The following is a 19,186-nucleotide window of genomic DNA, read 5'->3' on the forward strand; positions in this document are numbered from 1 at the left end:
GAGGCATGGCGGTCATTGATGCCACCGAGGGATCCGGGCGCCGACGCGCCCGGTTCCTGAAGCCGCTTTCGGGTGTGCTGCGTTTCGCCGTGGTGATCCTCACCACCTATCTGGGGCTGCTTGCCGTCACCTTCTTCATCGGGCGTGTCGTGCCGGTGGACCCGGTGCTGGCGGTTCTGGGGGACCGGGCGCCGGCCTCCGCCATCGCGCGGGTGCGGGCGGAAATGGGGCTCGACCTGCCGCTGTGGCAGCAATTCCTGCTGTATCTGAAACAGGTGCTGTCGGGCAATCTGGGCAATTCGGTCCTGACCTCGCGCCCGGTTCTGGAAGACGTGATGCGGGTCTTTCCCGCGACGCTGGAACTGGCGACCTTCGGCACCATCGTCGGCACCGCGATCGGCATTCCGCTGGGGGTTCTGGCGGCGGTGAAGCGCGGCTCGATCACCGATCAGGTCGTGCGGCTGATCGGCCTTGCGGGCTATTCGATCCCGATCTTCTGGCTGGCGCTTCTGGGGCTGGTGCTGTTCTACGCCAAGCTGCACTGGGTCGCCTTTCCGGGGCGGATCGACGTCACCTATGAATACACTTTCACCCCGATCACCGGGATGCTGCTGTTCGACGCCCTGATCCAGCGCGAATGGGACGTGGCCTGGGACGTGTTCCGCCATATCGTCCTGCCGGGCTGTCTGCTTGGGTATTTCTCGCTCGCCTATATCAGCCGGATGACGCGCTCGTTCATGCTGAACGAACTCGGGCAGGAATATATCGTCGCCGCCCGCGCCAAGGGCCTGTCGGAACAGCGGATCATCTGGTTTCACGCGCTGCGCAACGCGGCCGTGCCGCTGGTGACCGTTGTGGCGCTGTCCTATGCCGGGCTGCTCGAAGGATCGGTGCTGACGGAAACGGTATTCTCGTGGCCGGGGCTCGGGCTCTACATCACCAACTCGCTGCAGAACGCCGACATGAACGCGGTTCTGGGCGGGACGATCGTGATCGGCTCGGTGTTCATCGCGCTCAACCTGTTTTCCGATTTCCTCTACCGGACGCTTGATCCGAGGACGCGGGTGAAATGACCGACATCTCCCAATTCCAGAGCCGGCGCGACTGGCTGCTGAGCAATCAGCCCGCCTCGCGGCTGCAAGCGCGGCTCGGGCGCGCCTACATGATCTGGCTGAGCTTTTCGGCGAACCGGCTGGCGCTGGTGGGTCTGGCCGTCATTCTGGGGCTGCTGCTGGTGGCGCTGTTCGCGCCGTGGCTTGCGCCGCGCTCGCCCTTCGTCGGGGATCTGGCCAATGCGCGGCTGCTGCCGCCGGGGACGGATGGCTACCTGCTGGGGACCGACAGTCAGGGGCGGGACATCCTGTCGCGGCTGATCCACGGCTCGCGGCTGACGCTGATGGTGGTGGTGCTGGTGGCGATCATCGCCGCGCCTCTGGGTCTGCTGGTCGGCGCGGTTGCGGGCTATGCCGGCGGCTGGATCGATGCCGTGCTGATGCGGATCACCGACATCTTCCTCGCCTTCCCGAAACTGGTGCTGGCCATGGCCTTCGTCGCCGCCCTCGGCCCGGGGATCGAGAATGCGGTGCTGGCCATCGCCATCACCTCCTGGCCGCCCTATGCCCGCATGGCGCGGGCCGAGGCGATGGGCGTGCGCAATTCGGATTACATCGCCGCGGTGCGGCTGATGGGGGCGAGCCCGGCGCGGATCGTGATCCGGCACATCATGCCGATGTGCCTGTCTTCGCTGATCGTGCGGGTGACGCTCGACATGGCGGGGATCATCCTGACGGCGGCGGGGCTTGGCTTCCTCGGCCTCGGGGCGCAGCCGCCCTTGCCGGAATGGGGGGCGATGATCGCCTCGGGCCGGCTCTACATCCTCGACCAGTGGTGGGTGGCGACGATGCCCGGCATCGCCATCGTGATCGTCAGCCTCGGCTTCAACCTGCTGGGCGATGGGCTGCGCGATGCGCTCGATCCGCGGGAGGCCGGCAAATGACCCTGCTGACGGTGGAAAACCTCAAGGTCCATTACCCGACCCGCACGGGTCTGGTCGAGGCGGTGCGCGGCGTCTCCTTCACCCTTGGCCGGGAACGGCTGGGGATCGTGGGCGAAAGCGGCTCGGGCAAGTCGCAGACGGGCCGCGCGATCATGGGGCTGACGCCGCCCTCGGCGCTGATCACGGCGGACCGGCTGGACTATGCCGGGATCGACCTGTTGCGCGCCTCGGCCCGCCAGCGCCGGTCGCTGCGCGGTGGGCGCATCGCGATGGTGTTGCAGGATCCGAAATATTCGCTCGATCCGGTGATGACCATCGGCAAACAGATCGTGGAAACCCTGCGCACCCATGCCCGCGTTCCGGGGGACGAGGCGCGCCGCCGCGCCCTCGAAATGCTGGAAGCCGTGCAGATCCGCGATCCGGAACGGGTCTACGACCTCTACCCGCACGAGGTATCGGGCGGCATGGGGCAGCGCGTGATGATCGCCATGATGCTGATCGCCGGGCCCGAGATGCTGATCGCGGACGAACCGACCTCGGCCCTGGACGTGACCGTGCAGCTCGAAGTCCTGTCGATCCTCGACCGGCTGGTGCGCGACCGCGGCATGGGGCTGATCTTCATCAGCCACGACCTGCGGCTGGTGTCGTCCTTCTGCGACAGGGTGCTGGTCATGTATGCGGGCCGGGTGGTCGAGGAAATCGCCGCCGGAGACCTCGCCCACGCGAAACATCCCTATACGCGCGGCCTGATCGACTGCGTGCCGAAACTGGGCGAGGATCGCCATCCCCTGCCCGTTCTTGACCGCAAGCCGGAGTGGGCGCAATGACCGCGATCCTGAGTGTTGCGCACCTCAGGGTGCGGTTCGACGATTACCTCGCGCTTGATGATGTCAGCATCTCGGTGGCGCCCGGGGCGTCCTTCGGGCTGGTGGGCGAATCCGGTTCGGGCAAGTCGACGCTTCTGCGCGCGGTGGCGGGGCTCGCGCCGGTGGACGCGGGCGAGATCACCGTGGCGGGCGAGACGATGCAGGGCGGGCGCCGGTCGCGCGACTTCTACCACAAGGTGCAGATGGTATTTCAGGATCCCTACGGATCGCTGCACCCGCGCCAGACGGTGGACCGCGCGCTGCTCGAACCGCTGGCGATCCACGGTTTCACCGATACCGACGCCCGCATCCGCCGCGCGCTGGACGAGGTCGGGCTCGGCCCCTCCTTCCGCTTCCGCTATCCGCATCAGATGTCGGGCGGGCAGCGTCAGCGCATCGCCATCGCCCGCGCGCTGATCCTCGAACCGGAAATCCTGCTGCTGGACGAACCGACCTCGGCGCTCGACGCCTCGGTGCAGGCCGAGGTGCTGAACCTCCTCGAACAGGTGCGGGGCGAACGCGGGCTGACCTTCGTCATGGTCAGCCACGATCTGGGCGTGGTCACCCATATGTGCGAAAGGCTCGCCGTCATGCAGGGCGGCCGGATCGTCGAGGAAGTCGCCGCCGCCGATCTGGCGCGGGGCGTGGTGACGACCGACTACACCCGCCACCTGATGGTGGCGAGCAAGGGCTTCGTCCGCCCGGAAACGGTCTGAAAGGCGAGGGCGCGAAACTCCGGATACGCCACATCCGCGCGCCCTCGATCCCACCCGAAGCGCCCTTCCTGCCGTCGTTTTTCCATAAATATCCCGGGGGTGAGCCCGGAACGGGCGAGGGGGCTGGCCCCCTCTCTCCCTCACCACCGGCTCAGACGCCGGGCACGTAATCCCGGCCCGGATCCACCTCGGCCGGGCGGCCTTCCAGCGACAGCAAAGATACCCGCGGCAGGGTGCGGCTGATGACCTTGCCGGCCTTCAGCACATAAAGCCGCGCGGGTTTCAGCCGGATCGCCTCGACCACATCGGCTGCCTGCAACACCACCAGATCGGCGTTGCAGCCGACCTCGACCCCGTAGCCCGGCAATTCCATCGTGCGGGCGGAATTCACGGTGATCGCGTCGTAGATGCGCTTCTTGTCCTCGATCCCACCCATCTGGCCGACATGCACCGCCATATGCGCGACCTCGACCATGTCGGCCGAACCCATCGAATACCACGGGTCCATGCAGCAATCCTGACCGAGCGAAACGTTCACCCCGGCCTCCATCAACTCGCGCACCCGGGTCAGGCCGCGCCGCTTGGGATAGGTATCGTGGCGACCCTGCAACATGATGTTGATCAGCGGGTTGGGGGTGGCGTTGATCCGCGCCTCGGCCATCAGCGGGATAAGCTTCGACACATAGTAATTGTCCATCGAATGCATCGAGGTCAGGTGCGAGCCGTTCACCCGCCCCTGAAGCCCGTGGCGGATCGTCTCGGCGGTCAGCGTCTCGATATGGCGCGACATCGGATCGTCGGTCTCGTCGCAATGGATGTCGACGGGCAGGCCGCGTTCGGCCGCGATCCGGCAAAGGGCTTCGAGCGAACGCCGCCCGTCCTCCATCGTGCGCTCGAAATGCGGGATGCCGCCCACGACGTCGATCCCCATGTCCAGCGCGCGTTCCAGCGACTTTGCCCCCTCGGGCGCGCGGTAATAGCCGTCCTGCGGAAAGGCGACGAGCTGCAGGGTGATGTAGTCCTTCACCCGGTCGCGGACCTCCAGCATCGCCTCGGCCGTCACCAGCCGGGGGTCCGAGGTGTCGACATGGCTGCGGATGAACAACAGCCCCTGCGACACGGCCAGATCGCAATAGCGCAGCGCGCGTTCGACCAGCGCCTCGCGGGTCAGCGTCGGGCGCAGCTCGCCCCACAGCGCGATCCCCTCCAGCAGCGTTCCCGACACGTTCATCCGCGGCAGGCCGAGCGAGAGGGTCGCATCCAGATGGAAATGCGGGTCGCAGAAGGCCGGGCTGATCAGGCGGCCCGTCACGTCGATTTCCTCGCGCGCGGTGGCCTCGATACGCTTTTCGATCGCGGCGATTTTGCCGCCCGTCACGCCAAGGTCTACGCCCGCGCGCCCGTCGGGCAGGTTGCCGTTGCGCAGGATGATGTCGAACATCTCGGGTCCTTTCGTTCAGATGCGTTCGCCGCGCCGGTAGGGTTTCATCAGCGCCTGCGGCACCCGTGCCCGGCGCGCCATCACCGCCAGCGCGACGATCGACAGGATATAGGGGATCATCAGGAAGATCTGATAGGGCAGATCCCCGGTCAGCACCGTTTGCAGGCGCAACTGGAAAGCGTCGAAGAACGCGAACAGGAGCGCCCCCAGAAGCGCGCGCCCCGGCCTCCATGATGCAAAGACGACAAGCGCGATGCAGATCCAGCCGCGCCCCTGCACCATCGTCGGGAAGAAGCTGTTGAAGGCTGACAGCGTCAGGAACGCGCCCCCCACCGCCATCAGCGCCGATCCGGCGATCACCGCGCCGTAGCGCAGGGCGGTCGGGTTCAGCCCCTGCGCATCCGCCGCCTGCGGGTTTTCCCCGGTCATGCGGATCGCAAGGCCCAGAGGCGTGCGGAACAGCACCCATGCCAGCGCGATGGCCAGCCCGATCGCCAGCCATGTCGGCGCGGTCTGGTTGAACAGTGCCGCGCCAAGGAAAGGCAGGTCCGACAGCACCGGGATATGCACCGGCGCGAAAGGGGTGACGGTCGGCGGCGTGCCCGCCACCGGCACCATCAGCCGGAACAGGTAATAGCTCAGGCTCGCGGCGAACAGGGTCACCCCCAGCCCCGAGACATGCTGCGACAGGCCAAGCGTCACCGTCAGTCCCGCATGCAGCGCGCCAAAGATCCCGCCGCAGATCGCCGCGACCAGCAGCCCCGTCCACAGGTCGCATCCCTGATAGACGGCAAGCCAGCCTGCCATCGCGCCGAAGGTCATGATCCCCTCGATGCCCAGATTCAGTACCCCCGCCCGTTCGCACAACAGCGCGCCGAGGGTGCCGAAGATCAACGGTGTCGCGATCCGCAGCACGGCGGCCCAGAGCCCGGCAGAGCCGAGGATGTCCATCATCTCGTTCATCGCCGGATCCTGTAGCGGGTGAAGAACAGCGCGACCAGCATCGACAGCAGCGACAGCGCCACCGTGACATCGGCGATATAGGTGGGGATGCCCATGGCGCGGCTCATGCCATCCGCGCCGACATACATCATCGCGGTGAACAGCGCGGCGGCGACCACGCCCAGAGGGTTCAGCCCCGCCAGCATGGCGACGACGATGCCGGAATAGCCGTAGCCCGGCGACAGGTCGGTGGTGACGTAGCCCTTGACGCCCATCACCTCGACCGCGCCCGCAAGACCGGCCAGCCCGCCCGAGATCATCGCGACCAGAACCAGCGTCCGGCCAAGCGGCACGCCGGCAAAGACGGCGCCGCCCGGGCTAAGTCCGGCGGCGCGCGATTGCAGGCCAAAGGTGGTGCGCGCCTGCACGAACCACACGACCAGTGCCAGCGCGACGGCGATGACCAGCCCGACATGCAGCCGCGAGCGCGCCACCAGCCGCGGCAGCATACCGTTGTCCGAGATGGGCAGGGATTGCGGCCAGCCGAAGGCCATCGGATCCTTCAGCACCGTGTCGATCAGCATCGACACGAACAGCACCGCGACGAAGTTCAAAAGCAGCGTGGTCACCACCTCATCGACCTGAAACCGCAGCCGCAGCCACAGCGGCAGCAACAGCAGCACCATCCCCGCCGCCGCCCCGGCGACCAGCAGCACCGGGATCTGCACGATGGGCGGCCAGTCGGGGATCAGCAGGCTGCTGACCGTCACCGCCGCGACGGCGCCAAGGTAAAGCTGCCCCTCGGCCCCGATGTTCCACAGCCGCGCGCGGAAGGCCACGGCGGCGGCAAGGCCCGTCAGGATCAGCGGAATGGCGCGGGTCAGCGTTTCCGTCGCGGCGAGGCGGGAGCCGAAAGCCTCGGTCACGATCAGGCCATAGGCGCGCAGGACCGGCGCGCCGGCCAGCGCGATCAGCCCCCCGGCGAGCGCCAGCGCCGCCGCCACCGCGATCAGCGGTGTGGCGAGGGCCAGCCACGGGGGCAGGTGGTCGCGGGGTTCAAGACGCATCCTCGGCCTCCATCCAGTCGCCCGCCATCATCAGGCCAAGGCGGCGCGCATCGGCGCCCTCGGCCGCGACCGGGGGCGACAGGCGGCCGCCGACGATCGCCTGAATCCGGTCGGACAGCGCCATCACCTCGTCAAGATCCTCGGAAATCAGCAGCACGGCGGTGCCGGCCCGCCGCGCCGCAAGGATGCGTTCATGGACCGCCGCCACCGCCCCTTCGTCAAGCCCGCGCGCGGGCTGCGCCGCGATCAGGATGCGCGGCCTGCGGGACAGGTTGCGGCCAAGGATCAGCTTTTGCACATTGCCGCCCGACAGCAGCCGGATCGGCCGCGCGGCCCCGCCGCCGCGCACGTCGAATTCCGCCATGATCCGCTCGGCATCCGCCATGCCCGCCTGCCGGTCGACAAAGCCGTGCCGGGAATAGTCCCCGATCCGTTCGAGCACGACGTTTTCCCAGATCGCCATCTCGCCCACGACGCCTTCGTGGTTGCGATCCTCGGGGATGCGGCCGATGCCTGCGGCGATGGCGTCGGTGACGGTCAGGTTGCCGATGGGCTGGCCGAACAGCCGCACCTCGCCGCCGCTGCGCCGGGCGGTGCCGCCCAGCAGGGCGGCAAGCGGCTTCTGCCCGTTGCCGGAGACGCCGATGATGCCCAGCACCTCGCCTTCGCGCAGGTGCAGGCCCACGGATTTCAGCCGGTTGACGCCCGCCTCGCGCAGGGTGACATCGGTCAGTTCCAGCACCACGGCCCCCGGCGTCGCCGCGTCGCGCACCGGGCGGGTGACGGCGCGGCCGACCATGAGTTCCGCCAGTTCGGCGCGGCTGGTTTCCGCCGCGCGGCGTTCCGCCACCAGCCTGCCGCCGCGCAGCACCAGAATGCGGTCCGCCGTCGCCATCACCTCGGGCAGCTTGTGGCTGATGAAGATCAGCGACAGCCCCTGCCGCGCCATGCCCTTGAGCGTGGCGAAAAGATGCTCGGCCTCGATATTCGTCAGCACGGCGGTGGGTTCGTCCAGCACAAGGATCCGCACGTCATTGTACAGCGCCTTGAGGATTTCCACCCGCTGCTGTTCGCCCACCGACAGATCGCCAAGCCGCGCGTCCGGATCGACCGCCAGCCCGAATTTCCGCGACAGCGCCAAGAGCTTCGCCCGTCCCGCGGCGGTGTTCGAGCGCGGCGACCACAGGCTTTCGGTGCCGGTCATGACGTTTTCCAGAACCGTCAGGTTCGGGGCGAGCGAGAAGTGCTGATAGACCATGCCGATCCCGGCCCGGATCGCCATCCGCGGCCGACCGGGCGGCAGGACGGCGCCCGCCACGCGGATGATGCCACTGTCGGGGGTGTAATGGCCGGAAAGGATGCTCATCAGCGTGGTCTTGCCCGCGCCGTTTTCGCCCAGAAGGGCGATGATCTCGCCCTGTGCCAGCGTCAGCGAGATGTCGTCATTCGCCCGGGTGGTGCCGAAGCTCTTGCTGACATGCTCGATTTCAAGGATCGGGGTCATGCGGCCAGCCCCGCTATGGCGAAGGGGTGTTGCCAGCGGTCTTCCCGTTCCAGCAGGGCGGCGGCGGCCAGCAGGCGTTCCTCGCCCCCCATCGGGGCGATGAGCTGCACCGGCAGCGGCAGGCCCTTGTCCGAGCCGAAGGGCAGCGTCAGCGCCGGGAAGCCCGAGATATTGGCCAGCGCGGCCAAGGGTGCGAAGGCGGTCATGCGGGCGAAATGCGCCTGAATGTCGGTGCCCCGCGTCGGGAAGGAGCCGATGGGCGGCGGCGCGGCGGCGAGCATGGGGGTCAGGATCAGGTCCACGCCCTCGAAAACGCGCCACAGGTCGCGGCTGACAAGGGCCATGTCGGTGGTGATCCGCCAGACCTCGGCCCCGGTCATCGCGGCGCCAAGGTCACGGGCGGCGCGGGTCATGGGTTCCGCCTGCGCGAAATCCAGCGGCAGGGTGGCGAGGTTGACCGCGACGATGGCGGCAAAGAGCCGGGCGCTTTCGCGCGCGGCAGCCAGCAGGGCGGCGCTGTCGATGGGCACGATCCGGTGGCCGTGGGGTTCCAGCGCGCGGGCGGCCTCTTCGACAACGGCAAGGCGGGGGGCATCGGCGGTTTCGGTCAGCAGGCCGATGCGCAGCGGGCCTTCGGGCGCATAGGCGACGGGCGGGAAGGGGCCGCGCGTCTCCCCCCGGCAAGCGGCGAAGATCGCCGCCGTGTCGCGCACCGACCGGCAGACGGCGAGTTCCGAGGCGATGCCGCCGAGGTAATTGCCATATCCCGGCCCGGCGGGGAGGCTGCCGCGTCCGGGCTTCAGCCCGACCAGCCCGCAGCAGGCCGCGGGCACCCGGATCGAGCCGCCCGCATCCGTCGCATGGGCGATGGCGACGATCCCGGCGGCGACGGCGGCGGCGGCCCCGCCCGAGGACCCGCCCGCCGTCAGGTCAGGGGCCAGAGGATTGCGGCAGATGGGGCCGACGGCGGGCTCGCTTGCCAGCGACAGGCCGAATTCGGGCGCGGTGGTGGTGCCGAAGACGCAGAGCCCGGCCGCTCGGAACCGTGCCGCCAGATCGGAATCCGCCGTGCCCGGATCGTCGGCCAGCAGCCGCGATCCGGCGCGCATGGGAAAGCCCGCGAAAGGCCCGCCCAGATCCTTGACCAGCGTGGGCACTCCGGCAAAGGGACCGGGCGCGGGATCGCGCGCCGCCGCCCGCCCGCGCGCGGCATCCAGATGCACGATCGCGCCCAGATCCGCGTGGCGGGCGGCGGCGGCCAATGCGGCCTCCATCGCCTCGGAGGGCGACAGGCGACCGGAGCGGATCGTCCCGGCCAGCCCCGATGCGTCCTGCGTGGTCACGGCAGGTTACTTCGGCTCGTTCGCATCCGCGGGAACGGTGAAGGCGCCCGATTTGATGTCCGCGCGGACCTTTTCCATCGCTTCCTCGGCCTCGGCGGGGGCGACGCCCTTGACATAGGCGATGTCCGAGCCGCCTTCCTTCAGCAGCCCGTAGGAGGTGTAGTCGCGCCCGACCGGCTTGCCCGCCTGCACATCGGCGATCGCCGCGTCGAGGATCGGGCGGAAACCCCAGAGCGCGTTGGCGAAGACCGTGCCCGGATACATCGGCGTATAGTCGATGAGCGAGCCGACCGCCTGAATCCCGCGTTCCTTCGCCGCATCCGCCGTGCCGATGCGTTCGCCGAACAGGATGTCGGCGCCGCCGTCGATCAGCGCGAGCCCCGCCTCGCGCGCCTTGGGCGGGTCGAAGAAGGTGCCGATCCAGCTGACCTTGTGGGTGGCATCGGGGTTCACGGCCTTGACGCCTTCGGCGAAGGCATTGATCAGCAGGTTGATTTCCGGGATCGGCATGGCGCCGACCGAGCCCACGGAATTGGTCTTCGTCATCTTGCCCGCAAGCATCCCGGCCAGATAGGCGCCGTCATAGTTCCATGTGCCGAAGACGCCGAAATTGTCGCCCGCCGGGCCGGTGCTGGAACCGAGGACGAAGGCCGTATCCGGGTAATCCGCCGCCACCTGCCGGGCCTGCCGCTCGATCGGGTAGCATTCGCCGATGATGAGTTTCGCGCCCTGTTCGGCATATTGGCTCATCGCGCGGGGGTAATCGGTGGGGGAGACGGCTTCGGAGAATACATATTCGATCTGCCCTTCCTTCGCCGCGTCAAGCAGCGCCTGATGCAGCACGGAATTCCAGGCGTTCTCGACCGGCGAGCCGTGGATGCCGGCGACCTTGAGCGGCGTCGCGGCGCGCAGCGGCGCGGCCAGCGTGCCGGCGCCAAGAACCAGTCCCGATTGCAGGAGGAACCTGCGCGAAAGGCGAAAATCTTTGGTCATCCCGGTGCTCCCCGCATCTGATGTGATCTTGCGAGCCAGTTCGGAGGCTCGCACGGAAAAGTCAATCGGCCGGAGTGCGGGCAGCGCCAAAGCCCGTGCCGCGGTGCGGCTTTCCGGGATGGCGCTGCCCTTGCGGCGGCAAATTCGCAAGCTGCGATGATTTTTTACTCAATGATAAAAACATCGGATGAAACCGCCGCCGCGGATCGTCAGCCGAGGGGGTTGCCCTCGATATTCGCGAGGATGCCCTTCATGATATGGGTGCCGTCTTCCTTGCGCAGATCGGCATACCATGCGGCGGTCGCCTCCGGGTCCTTGGCATGGGTCACGTCGCAGCGCTTGCGGGCGCGCAGGACCAGTTCGCCTGCGCGCGGGGCGCGCTTGTCCTGATAGCGGATCAGCGCATCCTCGACGCCATAGGTGTTGGTCTGCAGGGCGATTGCCAGAACGACGGAATCCTCCATCGCCATGCAGCCACCCTGACCGATGTCGGGCGCGGTGTTGTGGGCGGAATCGCCCAGAATCGCCACGCGCCCCTTCACCCAGACCGGATTCGGGTCGATGTCGAGGATCTCGACCCGGTTGGTGCGGGCGGGGTCGATGCTGTCGATCAGCTTCTGCACCGGCGCGGCCCAGCCCCGGAAATTCTCGCGCAGCGTGTTCTGATAGGTGGCGCGGTCGTTCGGCAGGCCCTGCGGCAGCGGCACGTCGAAGAAGAAATAGAACCGCCCCTCCGCCACCGGCATCACCGAGACGCGCTTGCCCTCGCCCACGAAGGTGGTCCATTGCGTGGCGGGGGCGATGCTTTCGTCGATCTCGATCAGGCCGTTCCAGTTGACGTAGCCGGTGTAGCGCCGTTCCGCCTTGTGGCCCCAGACATAGCTGCGCACGCCCGAATGCGCGCCGTCGGCGCCGATCAGCAGATCGCCCGTCACGGTCGCGCCATCGGTGAAGGTCGCGGTGACCACGCCATCCGCCTCGGCGACCGAGGCAAGCTCGCGCCCCAGATGGATGCGGTCGAGCCCGAATGCGTCCATCAGCATCAGTTGCAGATCGGCGCGGGCGACGGGCCATGCGCGCTGGCCGACCTCTTTATACAGGGGTTCGAGGCTGAACTGCGTCATCACCGACCCGTCGAGCCCGTCGACATAGGCCATCGTGTCCATCTGCCCGGCCAGCGTCCGGGCCTGTTCATGCAGGCCGAGGTAATTGAGGCATTTCACCCCGTTCGGCCACAGCGACAGCGCCGCCCCAACGGGCTTCACCTCCGTCACCCGTTCGTAAATGTCGACGTCATACCCAATACGCTTGAGCGCGATGCCGGCGGTCAGACCGCCCATCCCCGCGCCAATGATAATCGCTTTCATGCTCTTCCCCCGGTGTCATCGTCTTCGCACGCGCTGCGCGCGCATGCCCCGACTGGGCCGGTCCAGAATGCGTGCGTCGCGCCCGAAGGGTAGCCGACTTCCCGGGCGAAGCGCAATTCCGGGGCATTTCGTCGCGATGAAGGCCCGTTTCGGCGGCACTCGCCTGAAAAACGCTCGATTCGCGGGCAGGGTCAGCGCGGGCTGCGTTTCGCCAGAATGCGTTGCAGCGTGCGGCGGTGCATGTTCAGCCGCCGCGCGGTTTCCGAGACGTTGCGGTCGCACAGCTCATAGACGCGCTGGATATGTTCCCAGCGGACGCGGTCGGCGCTCATCGGGTTTTCGGGCGGCGGCGGCAGGGATTCGCTGCGCGCCAAGAGCGCATTGGTGATGTCGTTCGCATCGGCGGGCTTCGACAGGTAATCCGTCGCGCCCATCTTCACCGCGGCGACGGCGGTGGCGATCGCGCCATAACCCGTCAGCACCACGATCCGCGCATCGGCGCGGCGTTCACGCAGCGCCTCGACCACCTCGAGCCCGTTGCCATCCTCAAGCCGCAGGTCGATCACCGCATAGGCCGGCGTCTTCGCCATGACGATCGCCTTGCCGGCCTCTACCGTCTCGGCGATCTCGGTTTCGAAACCGCGCTTCTCCATCGCGCGGGCGAGGCGGGTCAGAAAGGCCGTATCGTCGTCGACAAGCAGAAGCGTCCGGTCCGGACCGAGTTCGGCAAGTTCATGGTCTGCCATCGCGCTTCCCCCTGATCTGGCTGCAACCCCTTGTAGAACGGGATTTTCCCGGGGTCAATTTTGCGCAACGCGGTCGATGTGGCAAGCCTTGCACATTGAAGAGCCGCGCCCCCCCGGCTATCACCGGGGATCACCCGGCAAACGCGAGGATCAGGAATGGACGAGCAGTCGGACCGCGGCATCTGGAGCCCGCTGGATCACAACGACTGGATCCGGCTCAGGACGCTGATCTTCCTGCGGTGGGGGGCGGTCATCGGGCAGACGGCGGCGGTGCTGGCGGCGTGGTCGCTTTACGATGTCGCGCTGGACCTGACGCTGTGCCTGACGGTGATCGGGGTTTCGGTGTTGGCCAACCTTGCGGCGCGGTTCGTCTTTCCCGAAAGCCGGCGGGTGACGCAGGTGGAAATGACCGCGATGCTGCTGTTCGACACGACGCAGCTGGCGTTGCTGCTGTCGATCACCGGCGGGCTGAACAATCCCTTCGCGCTGTTCATTCTGGTGCCGGTGACGATCGCGGCGACGGCGCTGGAACGCAGGGCGATCCTGTTCCTTGGGGTCTGCACCATCGCGCTGATCAGCCTTGTCTCGGGGTTCCATCTGCCGCTTGTCACCCATGGCGGAGAGGTCATCGCCGTGCCCCCGCTGGTGGAACTGGGCTATTGGCTGGCGATCGTCATCGGGGTGATCTTCCTTGGGACATATGCGCATGGAATCGCTACCGAAATCCGATCCATGGCCGATGCGTTGCAGGCGACGCAGATGGCGCTGTCGCGCGAACAGAAGCTGACCGATCTGGGCGGGGTCGTGGCGGCGGCGGCGCATGAGCTGGGCACGCCGCTGGCGACGATCAAGCTGGTGTCGTCGGAGCTGGCGGATGAGCTGGAAGGGGATGAGGATCTGCACGCGGATGTGCTGCTGATCCGCGATCAGGCGGATCGCTGCCGCGACATCCTGCGGTCCATGGGGCGGGCCGGCAAGGACGACCTGCACATGCGCAGCGCGCCGCTGCTGGCCGTGCTGCGCGAGGCGGCCGAGCCGCATATGGACCGTGGCAAGCTGCTGCATTTCGATCTGGTCTCGGGCGCTGAGCGGCAGCCGCTGGTGCATCGCTATCCGGAACTGATCCACGCGCTGCGCAACCTGATCCAGAACGCGGTGGATTTCGCCCGCTCGACGGTCTGGATCGAGGCGGAATGGACCGCGCATGAGATCATCGTCCGGATCACCGACGACGGGCCGGGCTATGCGCCGGGGGTGCTGGGCCGGATCGGCGATCCCTATCTGCATCGCCGCGCCGCCGATCGCGTGCATCGCCCGGAATACGAAGGCATGGGCCTTGGCCTGTTCATCGCCAAGACGCTGTTGCAGCGCACCGGCGCGCATCTGCGCTTTGCCAACAGCCCCGTCCCCGCCGCCGAGCCGGGCGCGCTGCCGCGCCCTTCGGGCGCGATGGTCGAGCTGATCTGGCCGGCGGACAGGCTGCTTGCGCCCGAAGGGGCGCTTGGCGAAAACCGCCTGATAATGCCGTGAATTCCAAAAGAATACGCTTAACCGCCCATTAACCCCTTTTGCCGATGATTGCCGCATCGCGAGCGGGAGTTTTCGATGCAGTTCGATTGGTTTCAGGCGGTTCTGATCATCCTGAGTTCGGCCGGGGCGGCGGTTCTGGCGCTGGTCTTCTCGGCCCGGCTGGTGGATCCGCGAACGGCCCGCAAGGGCGGCGAAGCGGTGCCCGGGCCGGAACCGGCCGTGTTCCTGTTTCAGGGGAAGCGTCTGCTCGATACCACCGGGCCGGGGCGCAGCCTGCTGGAAACGGCGACGATGGCGGGGGATGACTGGTCGCGGCTGCTGTCCTTCGTCGGGCCGCGTTTTCCGGAGTTCGAGGGGGCGGTTCCCACCCTTGCCGACCGGCGCGATCCTCTGGTCCTGACCGCGGCGGCGGAGGGGCGGCGGCATCCGGTGCAGCTGCGCGCCGAAGACGTGAACGGCGCGATCCGGATCACCATCCTCGATCCGGAGGCGGAAGGCCACGGCCGCGCCGTCGATGCGCTGTCCTTCCTGGCGATGGAGGATGAGCTGGAGCTGATGCGCCGGACATTGGATTGCCTGCCCGCCCTTGTCTGGCGCGAGGCCGAGGATGGCGAGGTGATCTGGGCGAACCGGGCCTATCTTGCGCGATGCGACGCGGACGACGTGGCGGGCGAGGACACCTTCACCTGGCCCCTGCCGAGGCTGTTCCCCCCCACGCGGGACGGCGATGCCCCGCATCGCGCCCGCATCACCCGCGCGGGCGTGCAGCAGCCGGATCACTGGTTCGAGCGACACTGTTTCCCGCTGGCGCAGGGGCGGTTGCAGTTCGCCTTCGCCGCCGATGCCACGGTGAAGGCCGAACAATCGCTGCACGGTTTCGTCCAGACCCTGTCGAAGACCTTCGCCGATCTGCCGATCGGGCTTGGCGTTTTCGACCGGCAGCGCAAGCTGCAACTGTTCAACCCCGCGCTGATCGAGCTGACGCAGCTGCATGCCGAATTCCTGATCGGGCGGCCATCGCTGCATTCCTTCCTCGACCGTCTGCGCGAGGCGCGGATGGTGCCCGAGCCGAAGGATTACCGAAGCTGGCGGCTGCAGATGACCGAACTGGAAAAGGCCGCGGCGGCGGGGTTCCATTCCGAGACCTGGAACCTCCCCGGCGGACAGACCTACCGCGTGACCGGGCGGCCGCATCCCGATGGCGCGGTGGCCTTCCTGTTCGAGGATATCACCACGGAAATGACCCTGACCCGGCGCTTTCGCGCGGAAATGGCCCTGGGGCAGGATGCGCTGGACCAGATGCAGGAGGCGGTGGCGGTGTTCCGTGCCTCGGGCGATCTGGCCTTTTCCAACCGGCGCTATGACGATCTGTGGGGGGTCGAGCCGGCAACCAGCCTGTCGCGCATCACCTTGCGCGATTCGGTCCGGCTGTGGGAGGAAGGCTGCGGCCCGAGCCCGATCTGGGAGGCGCTGGGCGCCGCCTCGCCCGCCGGTGCCCGGGGCACCCTGCGGCTGCCGGACGGTCGGATGCTGGAATGTCACGCAAGGCCGATCGGGGCGGGGGCGCTGCTGGTGGGCTTCCAGCCAGTGGCCGCCCCGGCGGTGTTGGAAGAGGCTGGCGGAACGGATCTGCTCCACCGGGCCTGACGGGCGCCGCCCGCAATGAAAAGCCCGCCCGCACGGGGCGGACGGGCAAGGTTTGCGCGGATCGCTCGATCAGAAGCCGAAGACCAGCGACACACCAAAGGTGTTGTCGGTTTTCTTGCGGCCCTCGACCGGGGCGCTGTTGAAGTCGGTCTTGTAGCTGATGCGCGTGGTCATGACGTCGGTCATCTTCACGTTCAGCGCAAGATCGTTGGTGTTCAGCGTGCCCGCATCCGACTTCAGGATGTCGGTGTCGTTGGTCAGGAAGACGTTCTCGTTGAACTGGTAGTAGAAGCGCGAGGAGACGATCCCCGCGAATTCGGTGTCGTCGTCACGCAGCGAGTCGTTGACCTGATAGTAGCGCGCACCGATACCGGCCTGCACACGCCAGGTCATGTTCTGCTCGTTCAGCACCCGGTAACCCGGGCCGACGCCGACGAAGCTGTCCTTGCGGTAGGAGGCGAAGTCGTCCTGCTCATACCGGGCAAGGCCGAAGGCGTAGAGACGATCGTCGAAGTAGTAGTTGCCTTCGTAGAAGCCGAACACATCCTGCTTCGACCGTTTGTCGTCGTCCTTGCCGTATTCGATGCCGACGCCGAAGGTGTGCTGCCAGGGGCCCGCACCATAGGTGAGCTTACCGGCCAGCGCGAGATCGTCGGTGTCGGTATTGCCCGAGGTCCCGGCATAGGTCAGCGCCATCGCCCCGCTCCAGCCCGGCCGGAACGCGTTCGGCCCGAAACGCTGGCTGTCGTTCATGTCGGACAGATTCTTGTTCGCCTCGTTGCGGACGTCGGTGATGCGGTCATCAAGGCTGTCGATGCCGGTCACGGCGCTTTGGGCGAAGGCCTGCGTTCCCGCGAGCGCGGTTGCGGCCAGCAGGGCAGAGGTGGTGACAAGTTTCATCGTGATACTCCGTAGACTGGTCCCGACGGGAAATTCCCCGTGGGCTGCGCCTTACATCGTGCGAACGGGGGGGAATAACAGGCGGGTCCGCTGCGCGCCGCAAGTGGTGTTACGCAATTGCCACATGCCTTCTTGTTGAATTTGCAGAATTTTGCCGTCCGTGATCGGCATCCGGCCAGTTCTTGCCGCTTTCGCCTGTCACGAAAAAGTCAGCGCCGGAAATTGGGAACCAAGCCCGATCTGCGGCGTTTCACGAACACATCGTTTTCCAAAAACCGGCCTCGCGGAGAAATTCGCGGGGCCTATCTTTTTCGGCCCGGCACGGACCGAAACGCCCGCCCCGCGAAGGGAGCCCGGCGCATTCGGTGACATCGCAACGCGCGCCGATCCTTCCGCGCGGCCGAATGGTGCATACCGTTCAAGATGGATTATCCCGCCGCGGAACGCGGATATACTGCGGGGGCATCCGCGCCCCCGCCCATCCCGGCGGAGCCGAAAGAAAAACTTGCAGGAGGAATACCCCATGACCCGCCCCGCCCCCCATGCCGATCCGCTGTTCTGGGGCCACGGCCCGCGCATCTTCGAGATGTTCCTTGAGCCGACCTGCCCGTTTTCCGTCCGCGCCTTCGGCAAGATGGATGCGCTGCTGGATCAGGCCGGGCCTGACCGGATCACCGTCCGGCTGCGGATGCAGTCGCAGCCCTGGCACATGTTCTCGCCCGTCGTGGTGCGCTGCGTGCTGGCAGCCTCGATGCTGGACGGCGGGCGGGAAAACGCCAAGGCCGTGCTGGCCGCCGTCGCCGCGCATCGCGAGGAATTCGAGTTCGAGAAGCACTGCAAAGGGCCGAACATGGACGCCACGCCGAACCAGATCATCGCCCGGATCGAGGACTATGCCGGCCTGAAACTGGCCGAGGCCTTCGAATTTCCCGAGCTGGAGGCCGCGATCAAATGGCACGCGAAATACGCTCGGCAGAACGGCATCCACGTATCGCCGACATTCATGATCGACGGGCTCGTGCAGCCGGATATCGGCAGCGGCGATCCGGTCGAAAGCTGGGTCGAAAAGCTGCTCGGCTGAACGGTCAGCCCGCCGCCGCCAGCGCATCGGCGATCGACTGCGCGTCCTGCGCGCCGTCGTAGCGCGTTCCGTTGATGAACAGCGACGGCGTGCCGTTCACGCCGCTGCGCACGCCGCCGGTGAAATCGTGGCGGACATGCTGTTCCCGGCTGCCGTCGAAGGCGCTGCGGATCGCCGCCTGCGACAGGCCGAGCTGTTCGCCGTAAGCCACCAGACTTTCGTCATCCAGCGCGTCCTGATTCTGAAACAGCACCTCGTGCATCTGCCAGAACTTGCCCTCGCTCGCCGCGGCCTCGGCCATTTCGGCGGCGCGTTCGGCATGGGGATGGGCCTCGGACAGCGGAAAATGCCGGAATACGAAACACAGGTTGTCGCCGAAGGCCTGACGGATCGCGGCGATTTCCGGGAAAAGCGCGCCGCAATAGGGGCATTCGTAATCGCCGTATTCCACCAGTTGCAGCGGTGCGTCGAGCGGGCCGAGGTGATGGTCGCTGGCCGAGACGGGCGGGCGCAGGCTCATGCGGCACCGCCCTTCACCCCGAGCGCGTCCAGCGCGTCGAGGATCCCGTCCGCCCCCGGATTGATGCCGACGGGGGAAAGGTAGCTCCAGCGGATCACGCCCTCGCCGTCGATGACATACAGGGACCGCTCGGCCACACCTTCGGTGGCGCGATAGCTGTGATAGGTGCGGGCGACGGCGCCCTTCGGCTCGAAATCCGACAGCAGCGGGAAATGGATCTTGTTCGCCTTGGCGAAGGCCTCATGGCACCAGACGCCGTCGACGGAAATCCCCATCAGCTCGGCGCCATAGGCGGAAAATTCGGACAGCATTTCATTATACAGCACCATCTGGTCGCTGCAGACGGGGCTCCAGTCCGCGGGATAGAAGGCCAGAATGACCGGCCTGCCGCGCAGGTCGGACAGCTTGACCAACTGGTCGGGCGTCGAGTGGAGGGAAAAGTCCGGCGCCTTCGTGCCGGGTTGAAGCAGGACGTTCGCTGCCGTGTCGGCCATGATATGCACCTCGCTGCGATCACGGATGGCGCC

18 protein-coding genes are annotated in these 19,186 nt (G+C 67.2%); 7 read left to right on the plus strand and 11 right to left on the minus strand.

Annotated elements, in window-relative coordinates; translation table 11 throughout:
• The first annotated feature begins 5 nt into the window (after positions 1-5).
• Genes D2T30_RS11860 through D2T30_RS11875 form a run of 4 tightly spaced genes read left to right on the plus strand, consistent with a single transcriptional unit; the run spans position 6 to position 3,578 of the window.
• The gene (locus D2T30_RS11860) at positions 6-1,073 is read left to right on the plus strand and encodes an ABC transporter permease (RefSeq protein ID WP_128209043.1); all 1,068 of its coding nucleotides are present in this window, start codon (positions 6-8) and stop codon (positions 1,071-1,073) included.
• Positions 1,070-1,996 (plus strand): ABC transporter permease, encoded by a 927-nt coding sequence (locus D2T30_RS11865; RefSeq protein WP_128180144.1) that lies wholly within the window; start codon positions 1,070-1,072, stop codon positions 1,994-1,996. The genes D2T30_RS11860 and D2T30_RS11865 overlap by 4 nt, the downstream gene beginning before the upstream one ends.
• Entirely contained in the window at positions 1,993-2,823 is an 831-nt protein-coding gene (locus tag D2T30_RS11870) for an ABC transporter ATP-binding protein (RefSeq protein ID WP_128209044.1), read from the plus strand. Before D2T30_RS11865 ends, D2T30_RS11870 begins: the two co-directional genes overlap by 4 nt.
• Positions 2,820-3,578: an ABC transporter ATP-binding protein gene (locus D2T30_RS11875; RefSeq protein WP_128209045.1), complete on the plus strand. Its 759-nt coding sequence runs from the start codon at positions 2,820-2,822 to the stop codon at positions 3,576-3,578. The genes D2T30_RS11870 and D2T30_RS11875 overlap by 4 nt, the downstream gene beginning before the upstream one ends.
• A 151-nt stretch (positions 3,579-3,729) precedes the next feature.
• Here the strand turns inward: D2T30_RS11875 and D2T30_RS11880 are convergent, their stop codons facing one another.
• From D2T30_RS11880 to D2T30_RS11915, 8 genes are all read right to left on the minus strand, one after another.
• Positions 3,730-5,019, minus strand: a complete 1,290-nt coding sequence (locus D2T30_RS11880; RefSeq protein WP_128209046.1) for an amidohydrolase family protein — start codon at positions 5,017-5,019, stop codon at positions 3,730-3,732.
• Positions 5,020-5,034: 15 nt separating this feature from the next.
• The gene (locus D2T30_RS11885) at positions 5,035-5,982 is read right to left on the minus strand and encodes an ABC transporter permease (protein WP_128209047.1); all 948 of its coding nucleotides are present in this window, start codon (positions 5,980-5,982) and stop codon (positions 5,035-5,037) included.
• Positions 5,979-7,028, minus strand: a complete 1,050-nt coding sequence (locus D2T30_RS11890) for an ABC transporter permease (RefSeq protein ID WP_128209048.1) — start codon at positions 7,026-7,028, stop codon at positions 5,979-5,981. Before D2T30_RS11890 ends, D2T30_RS11885 begins: the two co-directional genes overlap by 4 nt.
• The gene (locus tag D2T30_RS11895) at positions 7,018-8,532 is read right to left on the minus strand and encodes an ABC transporter ATP-binding protein (protein ID WP_128209049.1); all 1,515 of its coding nucleotides are present in this window, start codon (positions 8,530-8,532) and stop codon (positions 7,018-7,020) included. Before D2T30_RS11895 ends, D2T30_RS11890 begins: the two co-directional genes overlap by 11 nt.
• Entirely contained in the window at positions 8,529-9,875 is a 1,347-nt protein-coding gene (locus D2T30_RS11900) for an amidase (protein ID WP_241651256.1), read from the minus strand. The genes D2T30_RS11895 and D2T30_RS11900 overlap by 4 nt, the downstream gene beginning before the upstream one ends.
• 6 nt (positions 9,876-9,881) lie before the next feature.
• Positions 9,882-10,868 carry a BMP family protein gene (locus tag D2T30_RS11905; RefSeq protein WP_128209050.1) on the minus strand — a complete coding sequence of 329 codons (987 nt, stop codon included), beginning with the start codon at positions 10,866-10,868 and terminating at the stop codon, positions 9,882-9,884.
• Between the two features lie 209 nt (positions 10,869-11,077).
• Positions 11,078-12,235 carry an FAD-dependent urate hydroxylase HpxO gene (gene hpxO, locus D2T30_RS11910; RefSeq protein WP_128209051.1) on the minus strand — a complete coding sequence of 386 codons (1,158 nt, stop codon included), beginning with the start codon at positions 12,233-12,235 and terminating at the stop codon, positions 11,078-11,080.
• A 191-nt stretch (positions 12,236-12,426) separates the two neighbouring features.
• The gene (locus tag D2T30_RS11915; RefSeq protein WP_128180162.1) at positions 12,427-12,981 is read right to left on the minus strand and encodes an ActR/PrrA/RegA family redox response regulator transcription factor; all 555 of its coding nucleotides are present in this window, start codon (positions 12,979-12,981) and stop codon (positions 12,427-12,429) included.
• 156 nt (positions 12,982-13,137) lie between these two features.
• On the opposite strand from D2T30_RS11915, the gene regB reads away from it, so the two are divergent.
• Together regB and D2T30_RS11925 are read left to right on the plus strand one after the other, a co-directional pair.
• Entirely contained in the window at positions 13,138-14,511 is a 1,374-nt protein-coding gene (gene regB, locus D2T30_RS11920; protein ID WP_128209052.1) for a sensor histidine kinase RegB, read from the plus strand.
• Positions 14,512-14,586: 75 nt separating this feature from the next.
• Positions 14,587-16,158, plus strand: coding sequence for a PAS-domain containing protein (locus D2T30_RS11925; protein ID WP_128209053.1), 1,572 nt, complete (start codon positions 14,587-14,589; stop codon positions 16,156-16,158).
• Between the two features lie 69 nt (positions 16,159-16,227).
• On the opposite strand, the gene D2T30_RS11930 is transcribed toward D2T30_RS11925, so the two are convergent.
• The gene (locus D2T30_RS11930) at positions 16,228-17,058 is read right to left on the minus strand and encodes a DUF481 domain-containing protein (RefSeq protein WP_128180168.1); all 831 of its coding nucleotides are present in this window, start codon (positions 17,056-17,058) and stop codon (positions 16,228-16,230) included.
• 523 nt (positions 17,059-17,581) lie between these two features.
• On the opposite strand from D2T30_RS11930, the gene D2T30_RS11935 reads away from it, so the two are divergent.
• Positions 17,582-18,139 (plus strand): DsbA family protein, encoded by a 558-nt coding sequence (locus D2T30_RS11935; RefSeq protein ID WP_128209054.1) that lies wholly within the window; start codon positions 17,582-17,584, stop codon positions 18,137-18,139.
• Between the two features lie 4 nt (positions 18,140-18,143).
• Here the strand turns inward: D2T30_RS11935 and D2T30_RS11940 are convergent, their stop codons facing one another.
• On the minus strand, positions 18,144-18,659 hold the full coding sequence (locus tag D2T30_RS11940) for a DsbA family protein (protein WP_128209055.1): 516 nt from the start codon (positions 18,657-18,659) through the stop codon (positions 18,144-18,146).
• Positions 18,656-19,153: a redoxin domain-containing protein gene (locus tag D2T30_RS11945; RefSeq protein ID WP_128209056.1), complete on the minus strand. Its 498-nt coding sequence runs from the start codon at positions 19,151-19,153 to the stop codon at positions 18,656-18,658. Before D2T30_RS11945 ends, D2T30_RS11940 begins: the two co-directional genes overlap by 4 nt.
• Between the last annotated feature and the right edge of the window lie 33 nt (positions 19,154-19,186).

This window comes from Paenirhodobacter populi, assembly GCF_004022215.1.
Taxonomy (GTDB): domain Bacteria; phylum Pseudomonadota; class Alphaproteobacteria; order Rhodobacterales; family Rhodobacteraceae; genus Rhodobacter; species Rhodobacter populi.